The 24,521-nt window shown below is 59.6% G+C and carries 25 protein-coding genes; 15 read left to right on the forward strand and 10 right to left on the reverse strand.

Features of this window, described 5'->3' with window-relative positions:
* Positions 1–35 precede the first annotated feature (35 nt).
* Entirely contained in the window at positions 36–719 is a 684-nt protein-coding gene (locus AB5Y86_RS09925) for a response regulator (protein ID WP_047439862.1), read from the forward strand.
* A 4-nt stretch (positions 720–723) separates the two neighbouring features.
* Here AB5Y86_RS09925 and AB5Y86_RS09930 read toward each other — a convergent pair whose 3' ends face one another.
* Positions 724–1,851 (reverse strand): multidrug effflux MFS transporter, encoded by a 1,128-nt coding sequence (locus tag AB5Y86_RS09930; protein WP_368192781.1) that lies wholly within the window; start codon positions 1,849–1,851, stop codon positions 724–726.
* Between the two features lie 92 nt (positions 1,852–1,943).
* Between AB5Y86_RS09930 and AB5Y86_RS09935 the strand changes: the two genes are divergently transcribed.
* Positions 1,944–2,768 carry a helix-turn-helix domain-containing protein gene (locus AB5Y86_RS09935; protein ID WP_368192782.1) on the forward strand — a complete coding sequence of 275 codons (825 nt, stop codon included), beginning with the start codon at positions 1,944–1,946 and terminating at the stop codon, positions 2,766–2,768.
* On the opposite strand, the gene AB5Y86_RS09940 is transcribed toward AB5Y86_RS09935, so the two are convergent.
* The gene (locus AB5Y86_RS09940) at positions 2,698–2,931 is read right to left on the reverse strand and encodes a hypothetical protein (RefSeq protein ID WP_139473927.1); all 234 of its coding nucleotides are present in this window, start codon (positions 2,929–2,931) and stop codon (positions 2,698–2,700) included. The genes AB5Y86_RS09935 and AB5Y86_RS09940 overlap by 71 nt on opposite strands.
* A 293-nt stretch (positions 2,932–3,224) precedes the next feature.
* On the opposite strand from AB5Y86_RS09940, the gene AB5Y86_RS09945 reads away from it, so the two are divergent.
* Entirely contained in the window at positions 3,225–4,475 is a 1,251-nt protein-coding gene (locus tag AB5Y86_RS09945) for a valine--pyruvate transaminase (protein WP_127007973.1), read from the forward strand.
* 71 nt (positions 4,476–4,546) lie between these two features.
* Here the strand turns inward: AB5Y86_RS09945 and AB5Y86_RS09950 are convergent, their stop codons facing one another.
* Together AB5Y86_RS09950 and AB5Y86_RS09955 are read right to left on the reverse strand one after the other, a co-directional pair.
* A complete protein-coding gene (locus AB5Y86_RS09950; RefSeq protein WP_108542505.1) occupies positions 4,547–4,987 on the reverse strand; it encodes an Hsp20 family protein in 441 nt (146 codons plus the stop codon).
* Between the two features lie 92 nt (positions 4,988–5,079).
* A complete protein-coding gene (locus AB5Y86_RS09955; RefSeq protein ID WP_005339298.1) occupies positions 5,080–5,493 on the reverse strand; it encodes an Hsp20 family protein in 414 nt (137 codons plus the stop codon).
* Positions 5,494–5,771: 278 nt separating this feature from the next.
* Between AB5Y86_RS09955 and AB5Y86_RS09960 the strand changes: the two genes are divergently transcribed.
* The 4 genes from AB5Y86_RS09960 to AB5Y86_RS09975 all read left to right on the forward strand — a co-directional run bounded on the left by AB5Y86_RS09960 (position 5,772) and on the right by AB5Y86_RS09975 (position 8,807).
* A complete protein-coding gene (locus AB5Y86_RS09960) occupies positions 5,772–6,542 on the forward strand; it encodes an MBL fold metallo-hydrolase (RefSeq protein WP_368192783.1) in 771 nt (256 codons plus the stop codon).
* A 91-nt stretch (positions 6,543–6,633) separates the two neighbouring features.
* The gene (locus AB5Y86_RS09965) at positions 6,634–7,593 is read left to right on the forward strand and encodes a helix-turn-helix domain-containing protein (RefSeq protein WP_368192784.1); all 960 of its coding nucleotides are present in this window, start codon (positions 6,634–6,636) and stop codon (positions 7,591–7,593) included.
* 65 nt (positions 7,594–7,658) lie between these two features.
* On the forward strand, positions 7,659–8,363 hold the full coding sequence (locus AB5Y86_RS09970) for a helix-turn-helix transcriptional regulator (RefSeq protein WP_368192785.1): 705 nt from the start codon (positions 7,659–7,661) through the stop codon (positions 8,361–8,363).
* 66 nt (positions 8,364–8,429) lie between these two features.
* On the forward strand, positions 8,430–8,807 hold the full coding sequence (locus AB5Y86_RS09975) for a VOC family protein (RefSeq protein ID WP_368192786.1): 378 nt from the start codon (positions 8,430–8,432) through the stop codon (positions 8,805–8,807).
* 97 nt (positions 8,808–8,904) lie between these two features.
* Here AB5Y86_RS09975 and gyrB read toward each other — a convergent pair whose 3' ends face one another.
* From gyrB to dnaA, 4 genes are all read right to left on the reverse strand, one after another.
* The gene (gene gyrB / locus AB5Y86_RS09980) at positions 8,905–11,316 is read right to left on the reverse strand and encodes a DNA topoisomerase (ATP-hydrolyzing) subunit B (RefSeq protein WP_368192788.1); all 2,412 of its coding nucleotides are present in this window, start codon (positions 11,314–11,316) and stop codon (positions 8,905–8,907) included.
* A complete protein-coding gene (recF, locus tag AB5Y86_RS09985; protein WP_335877854.1) occupies positions 11,313–12,416 on the reverse strand; it encodes a DNA replication/repair protein RecF in 1,104 nt (367 codons plus the stop codon). Before recF ends, gyrB begins: the two co-directional genes overlap by 4 nt.
* A 2-nt stretch (positions 12,417–12,418) precedes the next feature.
* On the reverse strand, positions 12,419–13,522 hold the full coding sequence (dnaN, locus tag AB5Y86_RS09990) for a DNA polymerase III subunit beta (RefSeq protein ID WP_005339306.1): 1,104 nt from the start codon (positions 13,520–13,522) through the stop codon (positions 12,419–12,421).
* Positions 13,523–13,605: 83 nt separating this feature from the next.
* Positions 13,606–14,976, reverse strand: a complete 1,371-nt coding sequence (gene dnaA, locus AB5Y86_RS09995; protein WP_123174080.1) for a chromosomal replication initiator protein DnaA — start codon at positions 14,974–14,976, stop codon at positions 13,606–13,608.
* A 311-nt stretch (positions 14,977–15,287) separates the two neighbouring features.
* On the opposite strand from dnaA, the gene AB5Y86_RS10000 reads away from it, so the two are divergent.
* From AB5Y86_RS10000 to mnmE, 8 genes are all read left to right on the forward strand, one after another.
* Positions 15,288–16,046 carry an amino acid ABC transporter substrate-binding protein gene (locus AB5Y86_RS10000; protein WP_005339308.1) on the forward strand — a complete coding sequence of 253 codons (759 nt, stop codon included), beginning with the start codon at positions 15,288–15,290 and terminating at the stop codon, positions 16,044–16,046.
* A complete protein-coding gene (locus AB5Y86_RS10005) occupies positions 16,047–16,715 on the forward strand; it encodes an amino acid ABC transporter permease (RefSeq protein WP_019445518.1) in 669 nt (222 codons plus the stop codon).
* A 12-nt stretch (positions 16,716–16,727) separates the two neighbouring features.
* Positions 16,728–17,462 (forward strand): amino acid ABC transporter ATP-binding protein, encoded by a 735-nt coding sequence (locus AB5Y86_RS10010; protein WP_005339311.1) that lies wholly within the window; start codon positions 16,728–16,730, stop codon positions 17,460–17,462.
* Positions 17,463–17,732: 270 nt separating this feature from the next.
* Positions 17,733–17,867, forward strand: coding sequence for a 50S ribosomal protein L34 (gene rpmH / locus AB5Y86_RS10015; RefSeq protein WP_005307156.1), 135 nt, complete (start codon positions 17,733–17,735; stop codon positions 17,865–17,867).
* Positions 17,867–18,226, forward strand: a complete 360-nt coding sequence (gene rnpA, locus AB5Y86_RS10020; RefSeq protein WP_005339313.1) for a ribonuclease P protein component — start codon at positions 17,867–17,869, stop codon at positions 18,224–18,226. The genes rpmH and rnpA overlap by 1 nt, the downstream gene beginning before the upstream one ends.
* Complete coding sequence (yidD, locus tag AB5Y86_RS10025; RefSeq protein WP_010672280.1) at positions 18,193–18,441, forward strand: membrane protein insertion efficiency factor YidD; 249 nt, start codon at positions 18,193–18,195, stop codon at positions 18,439–18,441. The genes rnpA and yidD overlap by 34 nt, the downstream gene beginning before the upstream one ends.
* Before the next feature lie 5 nt (positions 18,442–18,446).
* Positions 18,447–20,093, forward strand: coding sequence for a membrane protein insertase YidC (yidC, locus tag AB5Y86_RS10030; protein WP_005355794.1), 1,647 nt, complete (start codon positions 18,447–18,449; stop codon positions 20,091–20,093).
* Between the two features lie 99 nt (positions 20,094–20,192).
* Positions 20,193–21,554, forward strand: coding sequence for a tRNA uridine-5-carboxymethylaminomethyl(34) synthesis GTPase MnmE (gene mnmE, locus AB5Y86_RS10035; RefSeq protein WP_064339080.1), 1,362 nt, complete (start codon positions 20,193–20,195; stop codon positions 21,552–21,554).
* 70 nt (positions 21,555–21,624) lie between these two features.
* On the opposite strand, the gene fhuB is transcribed toward mnmE, so the two are convergent.
* Together fhuB and AB5Y86_RS10045 are read right to left on the reverse strand one after the other, a co-directional pair.
* Complete coding sequence (gene fhuB, locus AB5Y86_RS10040; RefSeq protein ID WP_199415666.1) at positions 21,625–23,607, reverse strand: Fe(3+)-hydroxamate ABC transporter permease FhuB; 1,983 nt, start codon at positions 23,605–23,607, stop codon at positions 21,625–21,627.
* Complete coding sequence (locus AB5Y86_RS10045) at positions 23,604–24,488, reverse strand: ABC transporter substrate-binding protein (protein ID WP_064339078.1); 885 nt, start codon at positions 24,486–24,488, stop codon at positions 23,604–23,606. Before AB5Y86_RS10045 ends, fhuB begins: the two co-directional genes overlap by 4 nt.
* Positions 24,489–24,521: the final 33 nt, after the last annotated feature.

Raw genomic sequence — 24,521 nt, forward strand, 5'->3', positions numbered from 1 at the left:
CTCAGCCCCTCCCACCATTCGCCTCTGGAGGTTCGATGGCGCACATTCTGGTCATAGATGATGAAGCGGCGATCCGTCGCTTTCTGCGGATCAGCCTGATTGCCGAGGGGCATCAGGTGAGTGAGGCGGTGGGGGTCAATGAAGGGCTGGAGCAGTATCGCCACCTCAACCCCGATCTGGTGATCCTCGATCTCGGTCTGCCGGATGGCGATGGCATTCAGGTGTTGCAGGCCATTCGCGAACACCACCCCAATCCTGTGCTGGTGTTGTCGGCCCGCGATTCGGAGCAGGAGAAGGTGCGACTGCTGGATGCCGGTGCCAACGACTACATGAGCAAGCCGTTCGGCATCGGCGAGATGATGGCCCGCATCCGTGTGCTGTTGCGCCAGCGGGCTGGCGTCAGCAGCGGCGAGCGGCGCCACTTCCCCCAATGCGGCCTGACGCTTGATGTCAGCAGCCACAAGGTGACCATGAAGGAGGAGGAGATCCCCCTCTCCCGCAAGGAGTTCGCCCTGTTGCAGGCGCTGGTGTGCCACCCCGGCAAGCTGGTGATGCAGACCCAGCTGCTCAATGACATCTGGGGGCCGAGCCACAAGGAGGACACCCACTACCTGCGCATCGTCATCGCCAGCCTGCGCAAAAAGCTGGGGGATAACCCCCAGCAACCGACGCTTATCGAGACCGAATCAGGTATCGGCTACCGCTTTATCGGCAACTGATGTTTCACGTGGAACGACGCCCACTGCAAATCAGCGCCAATAGACCGCAGCCACTCAGCAACAGGCCGAGATCCTGCAATCCGGCCGCTACCGCCAACCCCAGACTGAGCAGCAGGTAGTAGCCAAGCCCGAACAGGGCGCCAGCGCTGCCTGCCACCTCGCGATAGGCCAGCAGCGCCTGACTCAGCGCATTGGGGATCGCCAGCCCAAATGCGATGACTACACCCATCATGGGCAACAGGAACCAGAGGCTGGCCTGAGTCGCCCATACCAGCAGCCCGGCAACCAGCGCCAGAGCGCAAGCCAATCTGACCAGAGATGACGGCAGCCACCCCCTCCCCAGCAGATGCTTGTTGAGCAGGCTGCCGAGCAGAGTCGCCAGCGCCAGCAAGATCCCCGAATAGCCAAACTCGCCGGTGCTCAATCCCAATCCGGCAAACAGGAACGGGGCCAGACTGTAGTAGCCAAACAGCATGGTGTTGAACAGGGCGACCAGCATGGCACTGCGCCAGAGCCCGCCATCCTTCATCATCCGGCACGCCAGCGGACAGAGTTCGACTTGCCGGGTGGTGGCCGGACGGGTTTCCGGCAACTGCCAGCAGGTCACCAGCAGCAAACCTACCGCCAGGACCAGCAGGCCGCTGAACACCCCGAGATAGCCGAACCAGCTCGCCATCTGACCACCACTGAGCAGCCCCAGCACCGGACTCAAGGAAAGCGCTATGCCCATCACCGAGAAGACCCGCGCCAGATCGCTGCCCTGATAACTGTCGCGCAGCATGGTCTGGGTCACCACGGAGCCAACGGCGGCGCCAAAGGCCGAGATGACCCGGGCTAACAGCAGGGTTTCAAACTGGTTGGCCAGCAGCGCCAGCAGGGTGCCTACGCCATAGGTGAGCAACCCGGCCAACATGGCGGGACGGCGCCCGATCAGATCGCAGAGCCGTCCCCAGCAGACCACGCCCACCGCAAACGCCAGAAAATAGACCGACAGGGTCTGGGATGCCTGCCCTTCGCTCACCTGAAACTGGGTAGCGATGTGGGTCAGGACCGGGCTGTAGATGGTTTCCACAATTTGGGGAAACATCATCAATCCCACCACCAGCCAGAGCGGTGGCAACTTGTTGTTCATGACAAACCTCCTTCACAAGAGGTCGCCATTCTAGAGAGATGCCGATTGTCTGATTACAATAAGCAGGACTATAAACATCAAAAATCGGACATATGGCCTTTATTCTTCCCGATCACCCTTTTGACCCCGACCAGCTGACGGGCAGCGTGATCGGCATCGCCTCAGCCCTTGGCTGGCACGACTCGGGTCTGCATCAACATCAACGCCATCAGCTGCTGTTCGCGCAATCCGGCTGCATGACCATGGAGCTGGAAGGTCGGGTCTGCCTGCTGCCGCCCACCCGTGCCGCCTGGCTGCCTGCGGGCACTGCCCACCGGGTACTGATGCGTGGTGTGGTGGCCTACCGCTCCCTCTACTTCCAGCCGCACCCCGAGTTGCCTGGCACGGTCGAAGTGCTGGCGGTCAATCCGCTGCTGCACGAACTGATCGAACGGATGGCGCTCTGGCCGTGGGACAAACCGCAAGAGCAGCAGCAACGGACGGTGGCACTGTTTATGGAGGAGTTGGAGCAGGCACCGCGGGAGTCGTGGCAGTTGCCGCTGCCGACGGATCCCAGACTGGGCGACTGGCTACAGCAGTTGAAACGGGGGGATGCCCTGCCCGATCGGCTCAACCGGCTGGCCGAGCGGGTGGGTGCCAGTGACAAGACCATTGGCCGCATCTTCATGCGGGAGACCGGCATGAGCTATCAGGCGTGGCGTCAGCAGTGGCGGCTGCTGCGGGGGATGGAGCTGTTGGCCGAGGGGCAATCCATCAGTCGAATATCCTCAGCTCTGGAGTTTTCCAGCGACAGCGCCTTCATCAGCTTCTTCAAACAACATACGGGACAGACCCCCCTGCGCTACCTCAGCTCTCGGGGTGAGTCGCCACAGCCTGACTCGCCTCCACCACCAGGGTATCCAGCGCCAGCGGCTTGAGATTGTGCAGCGCATCCTGCACCACGGCATGAGATGCCTGTTGCAACTCGCTCTGCACATCTTGCTCCAGCTGGACACTATCCAGCTCGGGCCGCGGGTTTTCGTTGGCCATCACGTTCAGGCTCAGGGCACTCACAATCAGGGTAGCGATCAGGCTTTTCATCTGGTTTGCTCCGGTATGGTTGAGATGACCAGATAGCTATTCCAATAGTTGTGCCAATCCTCACGCAATTCATAACATGATGATTTTGTTTAAATTAACTATATCTCGATACCAAATTGAGTCGCAAAATGCATCCCGCTCGGTCATTTTTAAACCAACAGTTGGTGCTTTTAACCACGCTTGATTTTTGCACCATGTTCCACGTGGAACGTCCCATCTTTTTGATCGACACCCACTTTTAAACTGAGCTATGGTGCTACATCCCCGTAACTCAAATCTGGATCTGTCACTGAATGGAATTTTCCTTGTTCGGCGAGAAGTTCACTCGCCACGCCGGCATTACCCAACTCATGGATGACCTCAATCAGGGGCTGACCAATCCGGACGCCATCATGCTGGGTGGCGGCAATCCGGCCCCCATCCCCGCCATGCTGGAACGCTTTCAGGCCGAGGCCAAGAGCCTGCTCGACAACGGCGAGCTGGTCAAAGCGATGGCCAACTACGACGGCCCACAAGGCAAAGACAGGTTCACCAAAGCGCTGGCTGCCCTGCTCAGCAAGGAGCTGGGATGGGATATCTCGGCTCGCAATATCGCCCTGACCAACGGCAGCCAGAATGCCTTCTTCTACCTGTTCAACCTGCTGGCCGGCGAATTTGCCGATGGCCGCAAGAAGAAGGTGCTGTTCCCGCTTGCCCCCGAATACATCGGCTATGCCGACTCGGCGTTGGCGGACGACTACTTCGTGGCCTACAAGCCCACCATCGAGAAGCTGCCCGATGGCCAGTTCAAATACCACGTGGATTTCGAGAGCCTGCAGGTGGGCGACGATATCGGGGTGATCTGCGTCTCCCGCCCGACCAACCCGACCGGCAATGTGCTGACCGACGAAGAGATCGAACATCTCGACCAGATCGCCCGCGACAAGGGGATTCCGCTGCTGATCGACAACGCCTACGGTGTCCCCTTCCCGGGCATCATCTTCAGCGAAGCCAAGCCGTTCTGGAACGCCAACACCATCCTCTGCATGAGCCTCTCCAAGCTCGGCCTGCCAGGCACCCGCTGTGGCATCGTCATTGCCGACGAGAAGATCATCCAGGCCATCACCAACCTGAGCGGCATCATCAATCTGGCGCCGGGCAGTCTGGGGCCCGCCATCACTATCCCGATGATCGAGAGCGGCGAGATCATCGCCCTCAGCGAACAGGTGGTGAAGCCCTTCTATCAGCAGAAGGCGGAGCTGGCGGTGCAACTGCTGCGCGAGGCGATCCCCGACCCGCGCTTCCATATCCACAAGCCGGAAGGCGCCCTCTTCCTCTGGCTCTGGTTTGAAGGCTTGCCGATCCACTGTCAGGAGCTCTATGAGCGACTGAAGGCGAAGAACCTGCTGATCGTGCCGGGTCACTACTTCTTCCCCGGCATTGATGACCCCGAGTGGCGCCACAGCCAGGAGTGCATTCGCCTCAACTACTCCCAGAGCGAGGAGCTGGTGCGTCGCGGCATCGCCATTCTGGCCGACGAGATCAACACCCTCTATGCTGGTTAATCCAATCCAGCGATACAAAACAGAAAGGCCTGCAGATGCAGGCCTTTGTTGTTTATCGCGATCCGGTTTGCTTAGCCGGGCAACGCCAGCTGCTCGGGTTTGCCGATGGGAATGGCGCGGGGCTTGAGCGCCTCCGGCAACTCGCGAGCCAGATCGATGGTTAGCAGACCATGCTCCAGCTTGGCACCCTGCACTTCCACATGCTGGCTCAGCTTGAAGGCGAGCTCAAAGTCGCGCTCGGCAATCCCCTGATGAAGGAACTGACGCTCACCGGCAACAGCCCCTTTGCGCCCCTTCACCTTGAGGGTGCCGTTTTCGGTCTCCAGCTCCAGCTCTTCGCGCTCGAAGCCAGCCACGGCGACCGTGATGCGATAGCCATCCTGATCGCGCTTTTCAATGTTGTACGGGGGGTAAGCGGCGGTCTTCTGCTCGAACAGACCTTCCAGCTCACGGGCCATCCGCTCGAAGCCGACGGCGTTGGAATAGAGATGAGAAAAATCGAGGTTACGCATAATCCTATCCTTCTAATAAGCAACAGGTTTAACTCTCCACAGGCCCGTCATCGGCACCCGGGAAATTTTAAAATTTCAGTGAATTCAGACTATCAGCCGTTGATCTCTATCTTGCGCGGCTTCATCGCCTCGGGCACTTCACGCACCAGCTCGATGTGCAGCAAGCCGTTTTTCAGGTCGGCCCCTTTCACCCGCACATAGTCGGCCAACTGGAAGCGACGCTCGAAACCACGTTCGGCAATCCCCTGATAGAGATAGTTGCGCCCGGTGTCGGCCTGCTTGTTGCCCTTCACCGTCAACAGATTTTCTTGGAAGCTCAGCTCCAGCTCTTCCTGGGTAAAGCCCGCCACCGCCATGCTGATGCGGTAGTCGTTGTCACCCAGCTGCTCGATGTTGTAGGGGGGATAACCGGCATTGCCATTGCTGGCCGCAGATTCGATGAGATTAGCCAGACGATCGAAACCGATGGCAGAACGATAGAGCGGAGAAAAGTCGATAGAACGCATAGTATTACCCTCTTGTGAGCGATAACGGATTGTTTGCCCTCCTTATGGACGGGCGCCTGGTCGAAACCTCTGTCGAGCGTTCCGGCCTTGTTACCTATATAGGGGCTCACTTTTTCCTTTCAAGGGGATTTTTTCAAATTTTTTAAATGGCCGCGCCGACCTGAGAACATCAACCTGTTGGCCCGATAGTGACGATAATCGACCCGTGGGCCACTGATGGCAACTCGCTTAGCGCCCCATAATTGGTTGCATATCCACCAGCCAATATGGAGCATCCCATGAAGATTACCCAGGTTCGCAACGCCACCTTGCTGCTCAACTATGCCGGTACCCGCTTTCTGATCGACCCCATGCTCTCGGCCAAAGGGGCCTTCCCCGGCTTTGAGGGCACCGCCAACAGCCATCTGCGCAATCCGCTGGTCGAGCTGCCGCTACCGATCGATGAGCTGGTCGATGTGGATGCCGTGATCGTCACCCACGACCATCCCGACCACTGGGATGACGCCGCCAGAGCCCTGATCCCCAAGCATCTGCCGCTCTTGGTGCAACATCAGAAAGATGCCGATGCCATTCGTGCCAGTGGCTTTGAGGATGTGCGCCTGCTGAGCGACCAGCCCGAATTTGCCGGCATTCGCCTGCAGCAAACCGGTGGCCAGCACGGCAGCGACCAGTTGATGGCGGTGCTGGGCGAGCGCATGGGAGAAGTGTGCGGTGTGGTCTTCTCCCACCACGATGAGCAGTGCCTCTATCTGGCCGGTGATACCATCTGGCATCCCTCGGTCGAGCAAGCCCTGCAACAGCATCAACCCGAGGTCATCATCCTCAACTGCGGCGATGCACAGGTGCCCGGGCTCGGTTCCATCATCATGGGCAAGGAGGATGTCGCTGCCGTTTATCAGGCTGCACCGCAAGCCACGCTGATCGCCAGCCATATGGAGGCGGTCAACCACGCCGTGCTGTCACGCCAGGAGCTGCGCGACTATCTGGCGGAACGGGACATGATGGATCGGGTACGGGTGCCGCAAGATGGCGAGGCGATATCGCTGTGATCCACAAGAGGGCCATGCCAGACATGGCCCTTCGGCTTTTACTGCCAGACGCTTATGATGAGTGGTCTGCGCGCAGAGAGGAGTCAACATAATGCCCACCCCGATCGTTGCCGTGGTGACCTTCGATCACTTCAGCCCTTTTCACTGCGCCGTCCCCTGCCTCATCTTCGGCGATATCCTGCCGGGCCAGCCGCTGTTCGAGCTCAAGATCTGCTGCGGTGATGGCAACCGCCACTCACACTCGGCTCAAGGCTTCACCATTCAGGCTCCCCATGGGCTGGAGGTGCTGGTCGAGGCGGAGATCATCGTCATCCCCTTCTGGCACGACCCGGCAGCACGGCCACCTGCAGCGCTGCTCGATGCCCTGATTGCCGCCAGGGCCAGAGGTGCCTGGCTGGTCGGGCTCTGTCTTGGCACCTATGTGCTCGCCTACGCCGGGCTGCTCAATGGTCGCAAGGCATCGACCCACTGGGAGTACGAACAGGATTTCTGCCACCGCTTTCCCTGCGTGCAGCTCGATACCAACGCCCTCTATGTGGATGACGATGGGCTGGTCACCTCGGCAGGTACTGCCGCCGGGCTGGACTGCTGCCTCTATCTGGTGCGCCAGTACCACGGCTCTGCCATCGCCAACAAGGTGGCGCGGCGGCTGGTGATCCCGCCCCACCGGGAAGGGGGCCAGGCCCAGTTTATCGAGCAGCCGGTGCCCGCCTCCACTCGCGATGTCAGGATGAACCAGTTGCTCGATCACCTGCGTGCCCATCTGGCCGAACCCCACACCCTGGACTCTCTGGCAGATCTCACCCTGATGAGCCGACGCACCTTTACCCGCCGCTTTCATCAGGCAACTGGCCTCTCGGTGGGTGAATGGCTGCTGGCGGAGCGGCTCAGGCGCAGTCAGGAGCTGCTGGAGGTAAGCGGTCATTCCATCGATCGCATCGCCGAGCTGGTCGGCTTCAAGAGTGCCACCTCCCTGCGCAATCACTTCCGCGCCCGCTTTGCCATCTCCCCCAGCGAGTGGCGACGATCTTTTCGTGACCATAACTCCTGATGATGCCCGCTGTACCCGCTCACTCCGCTATGGCAGGCTAACCAGAGATCCCGAGGAGTCATACCATGTCCCGTTCCGAACGCCTGCTGGCCCTGCTCCAGCTGCTGCGCGGCCACCGCTACGCCATCACAGGTGCGGAACTGGCCAGCCAGCTTGGCATCAGCCTGCGCACCCTCTACCGGGATATCGCCACCCTGCAGGCACAAGGTGCCCATATCGAGGGTGAACCGGGGATCGGCTATGTGTTGCGTCCCGGATTCATGCTGCCGCCATTGATGTTCAGCGAGGAGGAGCTGGATGCGCTGGTGCTGGGGTCACGTTGGGTCGTCGCCCACGGTGATGGAGCCTTGAGTGCATCGGCCAGCAGTGCGCTGGCCAAGATAGAAACCGTGCTGCCCGCCGGCTATCGCCAGCAGCTCCAGAGCAATGCCCTGCTGATCGGCACCTCCCGCAGCGACAGCCTCACCGATGAAGCCCCCCTGCGCAGTGCCATCCGCCGGCAACGCAAGGTGATCCTGGGCTATCGCGATCTCAAGGATGAGACCTCTGAGCGCACCGTCTGGCCCTTTGCCCTCGGCTACTTCGAACAGGTACGGGTACTGGTGGCCTGGTGCGAACTGCGTCAGGGCTTTCGCCACTTTCGGGTCGATCGCATCACCCGCATGCAACCGCAAGATTGCCGCTATCCAAAAAGCAGAGAGAGCCTGCTGAAGGAGTGGCGCGCCACCCAGCAGATCCCGCAGCCGAAATTCATTGCTGACAGAAACTGACAGCAGGTAGCGCCATGCTGACGGGGTCGGCGCCGATGCGCCATTTCATCAGCAAGGAGCATCACCATGTTAGTCCCCCAGTTCACCATCCTCTACGTTACCAATCCGACCCGCAGCGCGCTCTTCTACCGCGAGTTGTTCGGGCGTGAACCGGTGGAGGAGTCACCTACCTTTGCCATGTTCGTGTTCGAATCTGGCGCCAGACTGGCACTCTGGTCCAGTACCACCGTCGAGCCAGCCGTGACCCAAACGGCCGGAGCGATGGAGCTGGCCTTCGCCCTCCCGGATGATGATGCCGTCGATCGCCTGTCTGCCGAGTGGCTGGCGCGCGGGCTCACCCTGATCCAAGTGCCGACCAAGATGGAGTTTGGCTACACCTGCATGGCCCTCGATCCGGATGGCCATCGTCTGCGCCTCTACTGCCTGGCACCTGAGCTTGGTTAATCGGGTTCAATGTTCCACGTGGAACGAGCAACGTCCTCCACAGAAAAACAAAAAGCCGCTCTTGTGAGCGGCTTTTTATTGCAATCAGCGATTCTGATTAGACGTCGAGGTTGGCCACGCGCAGAGCGTTGGTCTCGATAAAGTCACGACGGGGCTCAACGGCATCACCCATCAGGGTGGAGAAGAGCTGGTCGGCACCGACGGCATCGTCGATGGTGACGCGCAGCATGCGGCGGGCTTCCGGATCCATGGTGGTTTCCCACAGCTGGTCCGGGTTCATCTCGCCCAGCCCTTTGTAGCGCTGGATGTAGATGCCGCGCTTGCCTTCGCCCATCAGCCACTCGACGGCTTCCACGAAGTTGGCAACCGGTTTGACCTTCTCGCCACGCTTGATGTAACCGCCTTCCTCGATCAGGTTGGCGATCTCCTTGCCCAGCGAGACCAGCTGACGGTACTCAGAGGATTGCAGGAAGTCGTAGCTGAGCGGATATTCGCGATCGACACCGTGCTGACGTACCACGGCGTGCGGCACGTACAGGCTGCGCTCTTCGTCACGACGAACCTGGATCTGGTACTGGATACCGTGGTTGCTCTCGTTGAGCACGGCTTCCATACCCTGACACCAGGCCAGCAGATCGTTCTCGCTGTTCAGCAGCGCTTCATTCAACTCCGGCTGATAGATCAGCTGGGTCAGCACTGCTTCCGGCGCACGACGAGACATGCGGGTGATCAGGTGAGTCACCGAGCGGTGCTGGTTGACCAGACGCTCCAGTGCCTCGCCACCGATAGCCGGGGCAGATTCGTTAACGTGCAGGGTCGCACCATCCAGCGCCATGGCGGTCTGGTACTGCAGCAGCGCATCTTCGTCTTTCAGATACTGCTCCTGCTTGCCCTTCTTCACCTTGTAGAGCGGCGGCTGGGCAATGTAGACATAGCCACGTTCGATGATTTCCGGCATCTGACGATAGAAGAAGGTCAGCAGCAGGGTTCGGATGTGCGCACCATCGACGTCCGCATCGGTCATGATGATGATGTTGTGATAACGCAGCTTGTCCGGGTTGTACTCGTCGCGACCGATACCGCAGCCCAGTGCGGTGATCAGGGTGCCCACCTCTTGCGAGGAGATCATCTTGTCGAAACGGGCCTTCTCTACGTTCAGGATTTTACCCTTGAGCGGCAGGATGGCCTGGTTCTTACGGTTGCGACCCTGCTTGGCGGAACCGCCAGCAGAGTCCCCTTCCACTATGTAGAGTTCGGAGAGAGCCGGGTCTTTTTCCTGACAGTCAGCCAGCTTGCCGGGCAGACCTGCGATATCCAGCGCGCCTTTGCGGCGGGTCAGTTCGCGGGCTTTGCGGGCCGCTTCACGGGCACGGGCCGCATCGATGATCTTGTTGACCACGATCTTGGCATCGCCCGGGTTTTCCAGCAGGAAGTCAGCCAGCTTCTCACCCATCGCCTGTTCAACGGCGGTCTTCACTTCGGAAGAGACCAGCTTGTCTTTGGTCTGGGAGGAGAACTTGGGATCCGGCACCTTGACGGAGATAACGGCAATCAGACCTTCACGCACGTCGTCGCCACTGGCGGCAGACTTGGCCTTCTTGCTGTAGTCCTCTTTGTCCATATAGGAGTTCAGAGTACGGGTCAGCGCGGTACGGAAGCCAACGAGGTGAGTACCACCATCGCGCTGCGGAATGTTGTTGGTGAAGCAGTAGACCCCTTCCTGATAGGCATCGTTCCACTGCATCGCCACTTCAACACCAATCCCATCCTGCTCGGTAGTGAAATGGAACACCTTCGGGTGGATCGGGGTCTTGTTCTGGTTCAGGTATTCAACGAATGCCTTGATGCCACCCTCGTAGCAGAAATGCGCCTCACGGCCGTCACGCTCATCCATCAGACGGATGGAAACACCGGAGTTGAGGAAGGAGAGCTCGCGCAGGCGCTTGGCCAGGATCTCGTAGTGGAACAGGGTATCGCTGAAAATGGCCGGGCTCGGCCAGAAGCGAACTTCAGTACCGGTGCCGGTGCTGTCGCCAATCTGCTTGAGCGGCGCCAGTGGCTCACCCAGATGATAGGTCTGCTCGTAGACGTGACCGTTACGACGAATAGTCAGCAACAGCTTGTCAGAGAGGGCGTTAACTACCGAGACACCCACGCCATGCAGGCCGCCGGATACCTTGTAGGAGTTGTCATCAAACTTACCGCCAGCGTGCAGCACGGTCATGATGACCTCTGCGGCGGAGCGGCCCTCCTCCTCGTGCATGTCTACCGGGATACCCCGGCCATTGTCACGCACAGAGACAGAACCGTCGGAATGGATCTTGACCAGAATATCGGAGCAGTAGCCAGCGAGCGCCTCGTCAATGGAGTTATCGACGACCTCGAACACCATGTGGTGCAGACCCGAGCCATCATCCGTATCGCCGATATACATCCCCGGGCGCTTACGGACCGCATCCAGGCCCTTCAGCACCTTGATATTCGAGGAGTCGTAAGTATTTTCACTCATAGCTTACTCTCTGCCTTCTCTAACGTTTCGGAGATTTTACCCTGTTCCACGTGGAACAACTTGCAGTCATTCGCATCCATCATGTCTGCGAGCTGACCGGTGTCGATGGCGGTGATAAACACCTGGGACGCACACTGCTTCAGCCTTGCGGCCAGCAAGCGGCGCTTGTCGACATCCAGTTCAGAGGCAAAATCGTCAATTAAAAAAATACAGCCACGGCTGCTATGTTGATTCAAATAGAGCCCTTGGGCCAGTCGCATGGCGCAGACCAGCAACTTCAGCTGACCCCGGGACAAAATATCCTGAGCGGGTACCCCGTTCGCCTTGAGGCGCACATCGGCTTTCTGTGGACCGACACCGGTATAGCCCAGCGCCCGATCCCGCTCAAACCCCGCCTCAAGCAGATCGCCGAGGGGAGTATCTTTCTCCCAGCCCCGGTAAAAGCCGAGACTGATATCGAATTCCGGCAGAAAATCCGCCGTCATCTCCTTGATCAGGGGCGTAATGGCCTGACAATAACTGGCGCGAAACTCGGCCAGCTCACCACCCAGCCGCACCAACTCCTGATCCCAGAACGCCAGCTGGCGATATTGGGTGCTCTGGCGCAATAGCGCATTGCGCTGTTTCAGCAGCCGCCGCACTCGTCCCCAGAGGGCAAAGAAGGTCTGCTCCTGATGGAAAACGCCCCAATCGAGCCAGGCGCGGCGAGCCTGAGGCCCGCCCGTCAGCAGGTTGAAGCCATCGGGATGGATCAACTGCACCGGCAACAGCTCCGCCAAATCGGCCAGCCGCTGGGCCTGCGCCCCGGCAATCTTGAGCTGGGTCTCGCCACTCTTGTCTTTGGCAAGACCGATCGGTACCTGACGCCCCTCCAGTTCACACTGGGCAAACAGGGTAAAGGCCCTCTCCCCCTGGCGGATTACCCGCCCGGTCAAATGAGTGCGAAAGGAGCGCCCCAGACCAAGGTAGTGAATGGCTTCCAGCACGCTGGTCTTGCCGCTGCCATTGCACCCGACCAGAATGTTGAGGCCGGGCGACAGCTTGAGACTGGCTTGCTGGATATTGCGAAAATCGCTGAGCTGGAGTTTGACCAGGGACACGACTAGATCCGCATCGGCATCACCACGTACTGAGCATCCTGATGTTCAAAATCCTCAATAATGGCACTGCTGATGGAATCGCTCAGGCTAATCCGAATTTGGTCACATTTTAACGTATTCAGCACGTCGAGCACATAAGAGACGTTAAAGCCGATCTCCATCTCGCCAGCGGCATATTGTACGTCAAGCAGCTCTTCGGCTTCTTCCTGTTCCGGGTTGTTGGCGGTAATGCGCAGCAGGTTTTCCTGCAGATTGAGACGCACCCCACGGAATTTCTCGTTGGAGAGGATGGCGGCGCGGGCAAACGCCTGACGCAGATCCTCACGACCGGCGATCAGCGCCTTGTCGCTGTTGCGCGGAATGACGCGGCGCCAGTCCGGGAAGCGGCCATCCACCAGCTTGGAGGTGAAGATGAAGCCGTCGAGGGCTGCACGCAGATTGCTGCGACCGATCTGCAGCCGCACCGGCTTGTCTTCCGCCTCCAGCAGACGCACCAGCTCCAATACCCCTTTGCGCGGCAGGATAACTTGATGATCGGGCAGCGATTCCCCTACTACCTCGCGGCGGCAGGTGGCCAGACGGTGACCGTCGGTCGCCACGGTGCGCAGACCGTGACCTTCGCTCTCGAACAGCATGCCATTCAGGTAGTAACGCACGTCCTGGCTGGCCATGGAGAACTGGGTCGCATCGATCAGCTTCTTCAGCTCCAGCTGGCTGATATCGAACTCGAGCACGGATTCCCAATCCTCGATGTTCGGATACTCGGTCGCCGGCAGGGTCGAGAGGTTGAAGCGAGAACGACCGGACCGGATGATCAGGCGCTCGCCTTCGGTATTGAGACGGATCTCGGCGCCTTCCGGCAGACCACGGCAGATATCCAGCAGCTTGCGCGCCGGTACTGTGGTGCGGCCATCTTCGCTGGCCCCGTTCAGATAGACCTGACCGATCATCTCTACTTCGAGATCGGTACCGGTCAGTGACAGCAGACCGTTGCTGACATCAAGCAGCACGTTGCCGAGGATCGGCAGGGTCGGTCGGCCGCCGAGGGCGCCGGACACCAGTTGCAGAGGACGTAACAGGGCCTCACGGCTAATTTCGAGCTGCATCTGTGCTCTCCGTTGTGATTAGGAGGAAAAGATTCGGATCAGGTTGGAATATTCGCGCTGCATCTGTCCACTCGATTCCGTTATCAGGAAGAAAGGGTACGGATCAGGTTGGAATAATCCTCCTTGATGTCGTGACTCTCCTCCTTCAGCTGCTCGATCTTGCGGCAGGCATGAAGAACGGTAGTGTGGTCACGGCCACCAAAGGCATCACCTATCTCCGGCAAACTGTGGTTGGTCAGCTCCTTGGCCAACGCCATCGCCAACTGGCGCGGACGGGCAACGGAGCGGGAACGCCGCTTGGAGAGCAGATCCGCCAGCTTGATCTTGTAGTACTCCGCCACCGTCTTCTGGATATTGTCGATGGTGACCAGCTTCTCTTGCAGTGCCAACAGGTCGCGCAGCGCTTCGCGCACGAAATCAATATTGATGGCACGGCCGGTAAAGTTGGCGTTGGCGATCACCCGGTTGAGGGCGCCTTCCAGTTCACGGACGTTGGATCGCAGACGTTTGGCAATGAAGAAGGCCACTTCGTCCGGCAGATGGATCTGGTTCTCGTCTGCCTTGCGCATCAGGATCGCGACGCGGGTCTCCAGCTCCGGCGGTTCGATCGCCACGGTCAGGCCCCAGCCGAAGCGGGACTTGAGGCGATCCTCGACACCGTTGATCTCCTTCGGATAGCGATCAGAGGTCAGGATAATCTGCTGGTTACCTTCCAGCAAGGCATTGAAGGTATGGAAGAACTCCTCTTGGGAGCGCTCCTTGTTGGCGAAGAACTGGATGTCATCGATGAGCAGGGCATCGACGCTGCGGTAGTAACGCTTGAACTCTTCAATGGCGTTATTTTGCAGCGCTTTCACCATGTCCTGAACAAACCGCTCGGAGTGCATATAGATGACTTTGGCATCTTTTTTACTCTCCTTGATGGCATTGCCAACGGCGTGCAGCAGGTGGGTTTTACCCAGGCCGGTGCCGCCATAGAGGAACAGCGGGTTGTAAGCACCACCCGGATTGTCCGCTACCTGACGGGCAGCCGCACGCGCCAACTGGTTGGACTTACCCTCGACGAAATTCTCGAAGGTATAGTTCACGTTGGTGTTGCTCTTGTGGTTCGGCTCGGGCTTGGCTTCAGCCTTGCTTTCCCAGCTCTTCTGCAAGTTATTCACAGGCGTGGCACCCTGTACCGGCGCTCTGGCGACAGCAACAGGATGGGGACGATTGCCTATATCAAAACGCAGGGCGGGGCCGTCGACCCCGCAGAGTTCGTTGATGATGCCGTTAACCCGGATGAGATACTTGTCTCGTACCCAGTCCAGAACAAAGCGATTCGGTGCATACAGGGTCAGAGTATTGTCACTCAACTCCGCTTGAAGCGGCCGGATCCACATGCTGAATTCTGCCGAGGGCAACTCATCTTGCAGCCGGTTAAGGCACTGCTGCCATAGCGAAGCAGTCACTCTAAACTCCTGTCGATTGATTAACTAAAGACCGGCTATTCTACGTTTTTAGCCGCCGGATCTCCAGCCATCGCCCGGTGGATCCAGCAAATAAGATCCTTGACTTTCAAGGATCCAGCGCCTTTGGATCGGATTTCATCCCCAAAGTTACCCACAGCTTGATCCACCGTCCGGATTGGTCGATCCCGTGCTTCTCTCCTGTTATTTCATATAACCAAATGTCATTTATTTTTTAAATTTTATTCCAATAACATCAGGGCCAAACCAGTTATTACAACTACAAATACAAGACATTGAGAGAGAGAAACACCATGAAAACATCCATCAAACTGATTTCCGGCGCAGCCATCCTGCTCGCCACCCTGTCCGGTCAGGCCATCGCCCAAGAGACCATCAAGGTCGGCATGTCTGGCAAATATTTCCCGTTCACCTTCGTCAAGCAGGACAAGCTGCAAGGCTTTGAAGTGGATATGTGGAACCAGATCGGCGAGCGCACCGGCTACAAGGTCGAATTCGTGACCGCCAGCTTCTCCGGCCTGTTCGGCATGCTGGAAACCGGCCGCATCGATACCATCTCCAACCAGATCACCATCACCGACGAGCGCAAGGCGAAGTACGACTTCTCCCAACCTTACGTCTATGACGGCGCCCAGATCGTGGTACGCAAGGGCAACAGCACCATCCACGGTATCAAGGATCTGGAAGGCAAGAAGGTGGCCGTAAACCTGGGTTCCAACTTCGAAGAGCTGCTGCGCAAGAACGACCCGAACAAGAAGATCGATATCCGCACCTATGACTCCGCCTTCGAGCAGGATGTTGCCCTGGGTCGCATCGATGCCTTCGTGATGGACCGCGTCTCCACCGCCCAGCTGATCAAAGAGTCCAAGCTGCCGCTGCAACAGGCTGGCGCACCGTTCGAGACTATCGAGAACGCCCTGCCCTTCCTGAAGACCCCGGAGAAACAGGCGCTGCTGAAGAAGGTCGACGAGGCCCTGACTGCCATGCGCAAGGATGGCTCCCTGCGTCAGATCTCTGAGAAATGGTTCGCTTCCGACATCACCGACAAATAAATGATGGAATTTGACCTCGAATACACGCTGGGGCTGTTTCCCATCCTGCTCAAATACCTGGGCACCACGATGGAAATGGCCCTGTGGGGATTCGTGCTGGCACTCGTACTCTCGCTGGCCCTGGCGATAGTACGGGTGTTTCGCGTCCCTGCGATTCACTGGCTGGCGATGCTCTATATCTCGTTCTTTCGGGGTACACCGCTACTCGTTCAGCTGTTCCTGCTCTACTACGGACTGCCGCAACTGTTCCCGATCTTCGTGGGGATGGATGCCTTTACCGCCGCCATCGTCGGTCTGACCCTGCACTTCGCCGCCTACATGGCCGAGTCGATCCGCGCAGCCATCCTCGGCATTCACAAAAGCCAGATGGAAGCGGCGCTCAGTATCGGCATGAGCCGTTATCAGGCGATGCAGCGGATCATTCTGCCGCAGGCGGCCCGTATCGCCACCCCGTCGCTGATGAACTACTTCATCGACATGATCAAAAGCACCTCGCTGGCGTTCACGCTGGGAGTGGCCGAGATCATGGGCAAGGCGCAGATGGAAGCCTCCTCCTCCTTCAAGTTCTTCGAGAGCTTTATGGCGGTGGCGCTGATCTACTGGGTGGTGGTGATCTTCTTTACCCGCTTGCAGCATCTGCTGGAAGTCCGTCTTAACCGTGCCTATTAAAGGAGGGCTCTCATGATCAAGCTAACCGGCCTCTCCAAGGCATATCACGGCAATCAGGTGCTCAACGGCATCGATCTGGAGGTCAAAAAGGGGGAAATTGTCGTCATCATCGGCCCCTCAGGTACCGGCAAATCGACCCTGTTGCGCTGCCTGAACCTGCTGGAGACCCCGGATGCGGGCACCCTTGCCATCGACGATCTCGAGCTGAATCTGGCCAAGGCCAGCGAACAGCAGGCGATCGAGCTGCGCAAGCGGGCCTCCTTCGTGTTCCAGAACTACGCCCTGTTTGCCAACAAGACGGCGCTCGACAACATCGCCGAAGGGCTGATCACCGTCTGGAAGCAGCCAAAAGCGGAGGCCCGCGCCACAGCGCTCGGCATCCTCAAGGACATTGGTCTTGCCGACAAGCAGGATGCCTATCCGGCCTCCCTCTCCGGCGGCCAACAGCAGCGGGTCGGCATTGGCCGCGCCATGGCGGCCCACTCCAAGGTGATCCTGTTTGATGAGCCCACCTCGGCCCTCGATCCCGAGTGGGTCGACGAGGTTTTGGGACTGATGAAAGAGTTGGCCCGCCAGCACCAGACCATGGTGGTGGTGACTCATGAGATTGAATTTGCTCGTGATGTTGCCGATCGGGTGATCTTCATGGAAGGGGGGCGGATCGTCGAGCAGGGCCCGCCGGATCAGATATTGGTCGATCCCAAGGATCCCCGCACCCGGGAGTTCTTGCGGAAAGTCCTTAAATAGCTCTCTCTTTGGCGGCCTGGCCGCCTTTTTTATTGAGGGATCCCTTGTTTAACCCCGGGTTGCCAGTATAATCCGGAGCCCTTGATCCTCTGGATCCTCACGCTCGGCAGCGGCCTTTTCAAGACCACGGCAGGATGAGAGGGAACGGCGGATTGACTAAAAGCCGAACTCTGTTTAGAATTCGGCCTCTTTTGCTAGTCGTCACACGCTATAGCTGGCGCGTCGGCTAAGTGTGACAATCAAAACTGTACAGAAATACGGAATCGAATCATGAAACGTACTTTTCAACCGTCCAACCTGAAGCGCAAGCGCTCTCACGGTTTCCGCGCCCGCATGGCAACTGCCAACGGTCGTAAAGTTCTGGCCGCTCGTCGTGCCAAGGGTCGTGCCCGTCTGGTAGTTTAATGCCTACCCAGCACACCTTCTCTCGGGAGTTACGTCTGTTAACTCCCGAACACTTCAAACGCGTTTTCGCCGAGCCTGTCCGGGCTGCTTCCCCGCAAATTACGCTTCTCGCCTGCCCCAATTCACTCGAACACTCTCGTCTTGGTCTCGCTGTGCCCAAAAAAGCACTCAAGCGTGCCGTCTGGCGTAACCGTGTCAAACGGGTGGTCCGGGAAAGTTTCCGCCTCAAACAACATCAGCTGCCCGCTATCGACATCGTGGTGATCGCCAAGGCCGGTGTGAAAGAGATGGATAACGAGGAACTGTTCAAGTTACTGGAAAAGCTATGGCGCACTCTGTCACGCCGTTGCAATGGGTAGCTATCAAACTGATACGCCTGTATCAGCTAATCATTAGCCCTCTGCTCGGGCCGCGCTGCCGTTTTACTCCAACTTGTTCCCAATTTGCGATAGAAGCCATCCGACTTCACGGTTTCATAAAAGGCGTTTGGTTAGCTAGCAAACGTCTATTAAAATGCCATCCCTTATCCGAGGGTGGTTATGACCCGGTTCCGCAACCAAAGCGAAGAAACTGAAGACTATGGAATCACAACGCAATCTACTCCTGATCGGTTTGCTGTTCGTGAGCTTTCTGCTCTGGCAACAGTGGGAGTCCGACAAGGCTCCGAAGCCGGCCCCGACTACCGTGGCCCAAACCGAACATTTCGTACCTGAAGCCGGTCAGACCGGTGATATTCCTCAGGTTTCCGAGCAAGCCAACGCGACTGCCGCACGCAAGCTGATCACCGTCTCCTCTGACGTGCTCAAGCTGACCCTGGATACCCAGGGTGGTGACGTCGTGTCTGCCGAACTGCTGTCTCACAAACTGGAAGAGGGCAAGGACCAACCGTTCGTGCTGCTGACCAGCAAGCCTGAGCACCTCTATATCGCCCAGAGCGGTCTGGTGGGTCGCAACGGTCCGGACAGTCAGGCCGAAGGTCGTCCTACCTATGAAGCCGCCCAGACCAGCTATCAGCTGGCCGATGGTCAGGATCAAGTCGTCGTTCCGATGACCTGGACCGACAGCAAGGGCGTGGTCTTCACCAAGGAGTTCATCCTCAAGCGTGGCGATTATGCCGTTGGCGTTGATTACAAGATCGACAACAAATCTGCCGAGCCGGTTCAGGTGCAGTTCTATGGTCAGCTGAAGCAGACCGTAGCAACGCCGAAGGATCAGGAAGGTCATGCCATGGTAGCCAGCGCTTACCGTGGTGGTGCCTTCTCCACTGAAGATACCCGCTACAAGAAGTACACCTTCGACGAGATGAAGGATGCCGACCTGAACAAGACCACCAAGGGTGGTTGGGTCGCCATGCTGCAACACTACTTCGTCTCTGCCTGGGCACCGAATGCCGACGATACCAACAGCTTCTACAGCCGTGTGATCCCTGGTAAAGGCCAGGCCATCATCGGTTACAAGGCGCCGCTGGTTGACGTGGCTGCCGGCCAACAGGCTGAAGTAACCAGCAAGCTGTGGGTCGGTCCCAAGCTGCAAGACCAGATGGCCAAGGTGGCTAACCACCTCGACCTGACCGTCGACTATGGCTGGCTGTGGTTCATCGCCCAACCGCTGCACTGGCTGCTGACCGTGTTCCACGGTTTCGTCCAGAACTGGGGTCTGGCCATCATAATGCTGACCCTGCTGGTGCGCGGCATCATGTTCCCGCTGACCAAGGCCCAGTACACCTCCATGGCCAAGATGCGCATGCTGCAACCCAAGATTGCGGCCCTGCGCGAGCGCTTCGGCGATGACCGCCAGAAGATGTCTCAGGGCATGATGGAGCTGTACAAGAAGGAGAAGGTCAACCCGCTGGGTGGCTGCCTGCCGATCCTGGTTCAGATGCCGATCTTCATCGCCCTTTACTGGGCACTGATGGAGTCCGTTGAACTGCGTCACGCGCCGTTTGCCCTGTGGATCACTGACCTGTCAGTGAAGGACCCCTTCTTCGTGCTGCCAATCCTCATGGGTGCCTCCATGTGGTATCTGCAGAAGATGAGCCCGACCACCGTAACCGACCCGATGCAGCAGAAAGTGATGCAGTTCATGCCGATCATCTTCACTTTCATGTTCCTCTGGTTCCCGGCTGGCCTGACTCTCTACTGGCTGGTGAGCAACGTCATCTCCATCATCCAGCAGACCATCATCTATCGTCAGCTGGAGAAGAAAGGACTGCATTCACGCAGCTAATCTTCCCGTGATGACAAAAGAGGCGGCCTTCGGGCCGCCTTTTTTATTACAATGTCTCCCACTACGTTTTCCTATCAGCGAACAAACGAGCCAAGCAAGATGACAACAGATACGATCGTGGCCCAGGCCACCGCGCCAGGCCGTGGTGGCGTCGGCATAGTCCGGGTCTCCGGCCCCGCCGCCGAACAGGTCGCCGGGATAGTGCTCGGCAAGCTCCCGCGGGTGCGCTATGCCGAATATCTGCCGTTCAAGGATGAGCAAGGCCAGGTACTGGATCAGGGCATCGCCCTGCTGTTCAAAGCTCCCAACAGCTTCACCGGCGAGGATGTGCTGGAGCTGCAGGGCCACGGCGGCCCCGTCATCATGGACATGCTGATCCGCCGCATTCTGAAAATCGACGGCATTCGTCCTGCCCGGCCCGGCGAGTTCAGCGAGCGCGCCTTCATCAACGACAAGCTGGATCTGGCCCAGGCCGAAGCTATCGCTGACCTTATTGAAGCCTCCAGCGAACAGGCCGCCCGCAGCGCCATGCACTCCCTGCAGGGGCAGTTCTCCAGCAAAATCCAGCAACTGGTGGAGAGCCTGATCCGGCTGCGCATCTATGTGGAAGCGGCCATCGACTTCCCGGACGAGGAGATCGACTTCCTCTCCGACGGCAAGGTGGCGGGCGACCTCTACGCCATCATGTCCGAGCTGGACGACGTGCGCGGGGAAGCCAAACAGGGCGCCCTGCTACGGGAAGGGATGAAGGTGGTGATCGCCGGTCGTCCCAACGCCGGCAAATCGAGCCTGCTAAATGCCCTGGCGGGCCGCGAGTCAGCCATCGTCACCGAGATTGCCGGTACCACCCGCGATGTGCTGCGCGAGCATATCCATCTCGATGGCATGCCGCTGCACATCATCGACACCGCCGGTCTGCGCGACACCCAGGACAAGGTGGAGCAGATCGGTATCGAACGCGCCTGGGCCGAGATCGAACAGGCCGACCGGGTGCTGTTTATGGTGGATGGCACCACCACAGACGCGGTTGACCCGCGGGAGATCTGGCCGGAATTTGTTGATCGGTTGCCAAAAAACATCGGCCTCACCGTCATTCGCAACAAGGCCGATCTGACCGGCGAGGATCTGGCTCCGAGTCAGGAGCTGGGCCACGCCGTCTACCGCATCTCCGCCAAAACCGAGCTGGGGCTGCCCGCCCTGCGCGAGCACCTTAAACAGTGCATGGGCTTCCAGGGCAACACCGAAGGGGGCTTTATGGCCCGCCGCCGCCATCTGGATGCGCTGGAGCGTGCTGCCGAGCGGCTGCAGGTGGCCAAAGAGCAGCTGGAAGTGTTCGTGGCCGGCGAGCTGGTGGCCGAAGAGCTGCGCCTCGCGCAGGAGTCCCTCTCCGAGATCACCGGCGAATTCAGCTCCGACGATCTGCTGGGCCGCATCTTCTCCAGCTTCTGCATCGGCAAGTAACTCTCCGCACAGCAGGCAACAAAAAGCCCGGGTTTATCCCGGGCTTTTTGTATGTTTTTTATCCGCAAACCTAGAGGCGACGCAGGCACCACATGAAGTAAGCGCCCCCTAACAGGGTGGATACCAGCCCGACCGGCACCTCCTGCGGGAAGAGGATCTGCTGGCCGACCCAGTCAGCCGATACCATCAGCAGTGCGCCGGAAGCGGCGGCCCCAAGCAGGTGCCAACGTGCCCGCACCAACCCCATCAGCTTGGCCATATGTGGCGCCAACAGACCGACGAAGGAGAGCGGCCCGACCACCAGGGTGGCACTGGCGGTGAGCACGGCCACCAGCAGCAGGATGGCGAGCTGGGCACGGTTGAGGCGAATGCCAAGCGCGGTCGCTACAGCACTCCCCATCGGCAGCAGATCGAGCCAGCGGCTCACCAACAGGCAGACGGCCAGCATCAACAGCGCCAGCCCCACCAACTCATAGGCCACCGGCAGGGTGACGTAGTAGGTGGAGCCGGACATCCAGGAGAGCAGTTGCTGCACCCGCAGGTCACCGTTGGCCAGCGCGATGGCCTGCAGCGGCTCAAACAGTGCCGTGATGGCGATACCGGAGAGCAGGATCCGCTCCGGCTGGAAGCCGTGCTTGCGATTGACCACCACCAGCAGCAAGAGACAAGCGAAGGCACCGAGCAGGCCACCGGACAGCATCAGCGGCAGGGGCAATGCAGGCAGCAACAGCGCCGTCGCTATCACCCCCATAAAGGTGCCACCGCTCACCCCCAGCAGCTCCGGGCTCGCCATCGGGTTGTTGCTGACCCGCTGCAACAGGGTGCCCGCCAGCGCCAGCAGCACACCGGCCGCCCCCGCCGCCAGAGTGCGCGGCAGCCGCCACTCCAGCTGGGCCTGCCAGCGGAGCCAGCTTGGCCAGCTCCAGCCCGTCATTCCCTGCCCAACCAGCAGGGAGGCGACCACGGCCAGCAGCAACCCGACCAGCAACAGGCCAATAAGGCGAGCCGGAGCCGGATGGCGAGCCACCAGCAGGCCGGCGTTTGCCTTCGGCGTACCCGACTTGATGCCAAGGCGCGGGATCAGCCAGAGCAGCAGCGGCGCCCCCAGCAGGGCGGTCATGGCGCCGGTGGGGATCAAGACTGGCCAGAAGCGGCTCAGGCTCTGCAACAACAGATCGGTCGCCGCCAGCAGCAGGGCGCCGAGGATCGGTGCCCACAACAGCCGCTGGCCAAGCTGGCGGATCCCGAGCAGCTGCACCATGGCGGGTGCGGCCAGCCCGACAAAGCCGATCAGCCCCACCACGCTCACCACGCAAGCGGTGACAAACACCGCCAGCCCAAGTCCGGCAAAACGCAGATGCTGAAGGGAGACCCCCAGACTGCGGGCGCTGGCATCATCCAGCTCCAGCACCGCCAGCGGGCGAACCAGTACCGCGGCCAGCAAAGCGGCTGCCAGCAGGCGGGGTAACAGGTAACTAACCCCGCTCCAGCTGTTCTGCACTAGCGAGCCACTGCCCCACACCAGCAAGCCTTTCAGCTCCTCCTGAAAGAACAGCAAGAGTCCCATGCTGATGGCCGCCAGATAGAGGTTGATCACCAGCCCGGCAAAGACGATGACCACCGGATTGAGCTGGCGACGCCAGGCCAGGGCAAACACCAGTGCCATCGCGAGGCTGCCACCGGCCATGGCGATCCACTCCCGCCCCAGCAGCAACCAGGAGGGGGCAAACAGGGTCACCATCATCAACGCCAGCTGGGCGCCGGAGGCCACCCCAAGAGTGGTGGGTGATGCGAGCGGGTTGCGCAGCACCTGCTGCATCAGGGTGCCTGCCAGCCCGAGCGCCGCCCCAGCCAGCAGGGTGACAACCAAGCGGGGCAGCCAGCTGAAATGCACCACCGCTTGGCTGACGTCATCCAGATTGGGGGCGAAGAGGCTCTGCCACCAGAGCGCACCGGGCAGCTGGCGAGCCAGCTCCCAATACGCGAGCAAGAGGATCAACCCCAGCAGGATCGAGACCGGCCGCAGCAGCGGCGATGTGAGCAGTCGCTTCATCGGCTCGCCTCCATACGCTCGGCATCTTGCAGCAATGCATCGCTGAGCAGACCGGCGAAACGGCGGGCTGCAAGTACGCCGCCAAAACTCCAGACCGCAGGCAGATGCAGCACGGGCGCCTGCCGTACCAGCGGCAGATGCTGCCACAGCCCAGGCTCCTGCAGCCGTTCGCTCACCCCTACCGGGATAGGATCGACCACCACCAGCCGCGCGGTTGGCAAGGTCATAAACTGCTCGATGCTGACCACCGAGAAACCCCAGTCATTGGTCTGCTCCTGCCAGCCATTGCGCAGGCCGAGCCGCGTCATCACCGCATCGAACAGGCTGTGGCGACCAAACACCCGCACATGGCGCTCATCGATAAACTGCACCACCAGCAGGGGCGGCAGATCCGCAGGCAATCTGGCCTGCATGCTGGTGAGATCCCGATCCAGCCCGGCCAGCAGCCGTTCGCCCTCGGCGGTTTTGCCCACCATACGGGCGAGGGTCAGTGTCACCTCGTGCAGCCGCTGCCACAGATCGGTTTGCCCATCATAGAGGGCGATGGTGCTCACCGGCGCGATGCGGGAAAGAGTTGGCGCCAGCGGGGCCGCCAGCGGCGAGATCAGGATGCGATCGGGTTTGAGCTCCGCCAGCAGCTCACGGTTGGGCTGGGTGCGCAGGCCGATATCCACCACTCCGGCAGGTAGCCGTGGCTCGCCGACCCATGCCTGATAGGGGCCTGCATCCCCCACCGCCAGCGGCGTCACCCCGAGTGCCAGCAGGGTCTCGGCTATGGTCCAGTCGACGGTGGCGATACGGGGTAGCGGCGCAGAGGCGATCGGGGATGTGTCGGCCTGCGCCGCTAGTGGCAGCAGCAGGCTAATAAGGCAAGGTGCCATCTTCTTCAATAAACGGTTCAAGAGAGCCCCCCG

Source organism: Aeromonas sp. s8 (genome assembly GCF_040907785.1).
GTDB classification, from domain to species: domain Bacteria; phylum Pseudomonadota; class Gammaproteobacteria; order Enterobacterales; family Aeromonadaceae; genus Aeromonas; species Aeromonas veronii.

What these genes read in the sequence shown, in the direction of transcription:
- AB5Y86_RS09925 (WP_047439862.1), top strand. Translation starts at nt 36, where the DNA reads ATGGCGCACATTCTGGTCATAGATGATGAAGCGGCGATCCGTCGCTTT.
- AB5Y86_RS09930 (WP_368192781.1), bottom strand. Translation starts at nt 1,851, where the DNA reads ATGAACAACAAGTTGCCACCGCTCTGGCTGGTGGTGGGATTGATGATG.
- AB5Y86_RS09935 (WP_368192782.1), top strand. Translation starts at nt 1,944, where the DNA reads ATGGCCTTTATTCTTCCCGATCACCCTTTTGACCCCGACCAGCTGACG.
- AB5Y86_RS09940 (WP_139473927.1), bottom strand. Translation starts at nt 2,931, where the DNA reads ATGAAAAGCCTGATCGCTACCCTGATTGTGAGTGCCCTGAGCCTGAAC.
- AB5Y86_RS09945 (WP_127007973.1), top strand. Translation starts at nt 3,225, where the DNA reads ATGGAATTTTCCTTGTTCGGCGAGAAGTTCACTCGCCACGCCGGCATT.
- AB5Y86_RS09950 (WP_108542505.1), bottom strand. Translation starts at nt 4,987, where the DNA reads ATGCGTAACCTCGATTTTTCTCATCTCTATTCCAACGCCGTCGGCTTC.
- AB5Y86_RS09955 (WP_005339298.1), bottom strand. Translation starts at nt 5,493, where the DNA reads ATGCGTTCTATCGACTTTTCTCCGCTCTATCGTTCTGCCATCGGTTTC.
- AB5Y86_RS09960 (WP_368192783.1), top strand. Translation starts at nt 5,772, where the DNA reads ATGAAGATTACCCAGGTTCGCAACGCCACCTTGCTGCTCAACTATGCC.
- AB5Y86_RS09965 (WP_368192784.1), top strand. Translation starts at nt 6,634, where the DNA reads ATGCCCACCCCGATCGTTGCCGTGGTGACCTTCGATCACTTCAGCCCT.
- AB5Y86_RS09970 (WP_368192785.1), top strand. Translation starts at nt 7,659, where the DNA reads ATGTCCCGTTCCGAACGCCTGCTGGCCCTGCTCCAGCTGCTGCGCGGC.
- AB5Y86_RS09975 (WP_368192786.1), top strand. Translation starts at nt 8,430, where the DNA reads ATGTTAGTCCCCCAGTTCACCATCCTCTACGTTACCAATCCGACCCGC.
- gyrB (WP_368192788.1), bottom strand. Translation starts at nt 11,316, where the DNA reads ATGAGTGAAAATACTTACGACTCCTCGAATATCAAGGTGCTGAAGGGC.
- dnaN (WP_005339306.1), bottom strand. Translation starts at nt 13,522, where the DNA reads ATGCAGCTCGAAATTAGCCGTGAGGCCCTGTTACGTCCTCTGCAACTG.
- AB5Y86_RS10000 (WP_005339308.1), top strand. Translation starts at nt 15,288, where the DNA reads ATGAAAACATCCATCAAACTGATTTCCGGCGCAGCCATCCTGCTCGCC.
- AB5Y86_RS10005 (WP_019445518.1), top strand. Translation starts at nt 16,047, where the DNA reads ATGATGGAATTTGACCTCGAATACACGCTGGGGCTGTTTCCCATCCTG.
- AB5Y86_RS10010 (WP_005339311.1), top strand. Translation starts at nt 16,728, where the DNA reads ATGATCAAGCTAACCGGCCTCTCCAAGGCATATCACGGCAATCAGGTG.
- rpmH (WP_005307156.1), top strand. Translation starts at nt 17,733, where the DNA reads ATGAAACGTACTTTTCAACCGTCCAACCTGAAGCGCAAGCGCTCTCAC.
- rnpA (WP_005339313.1), top strand. Translation starts at nt 17,867, where the DNA reads ATGCCTACCCAGCACACCTTCTCTCGGGAGTTACGTCTGTTAACTCCC.
- yidD (WP_010672280.1), top strand. Translation starts at nt 18,193, where the DNA reads ATGGCGCACTCTGTCACGCCGTTGCAATGGGTAGCTATCAAACTGATA.
- yidC (WP_005355794.1), top strand. Translation starts at nt 18,447, where the DNA reads ATGGAATCACAACGCAATCTACTCCTGATCGGTTTGCTGTTCGTGAGC.
- mnmE (WP_064339080.1), top strand. Translation starts at nt 20,193, where the DNA reads ATGACAACAGATACGATCGTGGCCCAGGCCACCGCGCCAGGCCGTGGT.
- fhuB (WP_199415666.1), bottom strand. Translation starts at nt 23,607, where the DNA reads ATGAAGCGACTGCTCACATCGCCGCTGCTGCGGCCGGTCTCGATCCTG.
- AB5Y86_RS10045 (WP_064339078.1), bottom strand. Translation starts at nt 24,488, where the DNA reads ATGGCACCTTGCCTTATTAGCCTGCTGCTGCCACTAGCGGCGCAGGCC.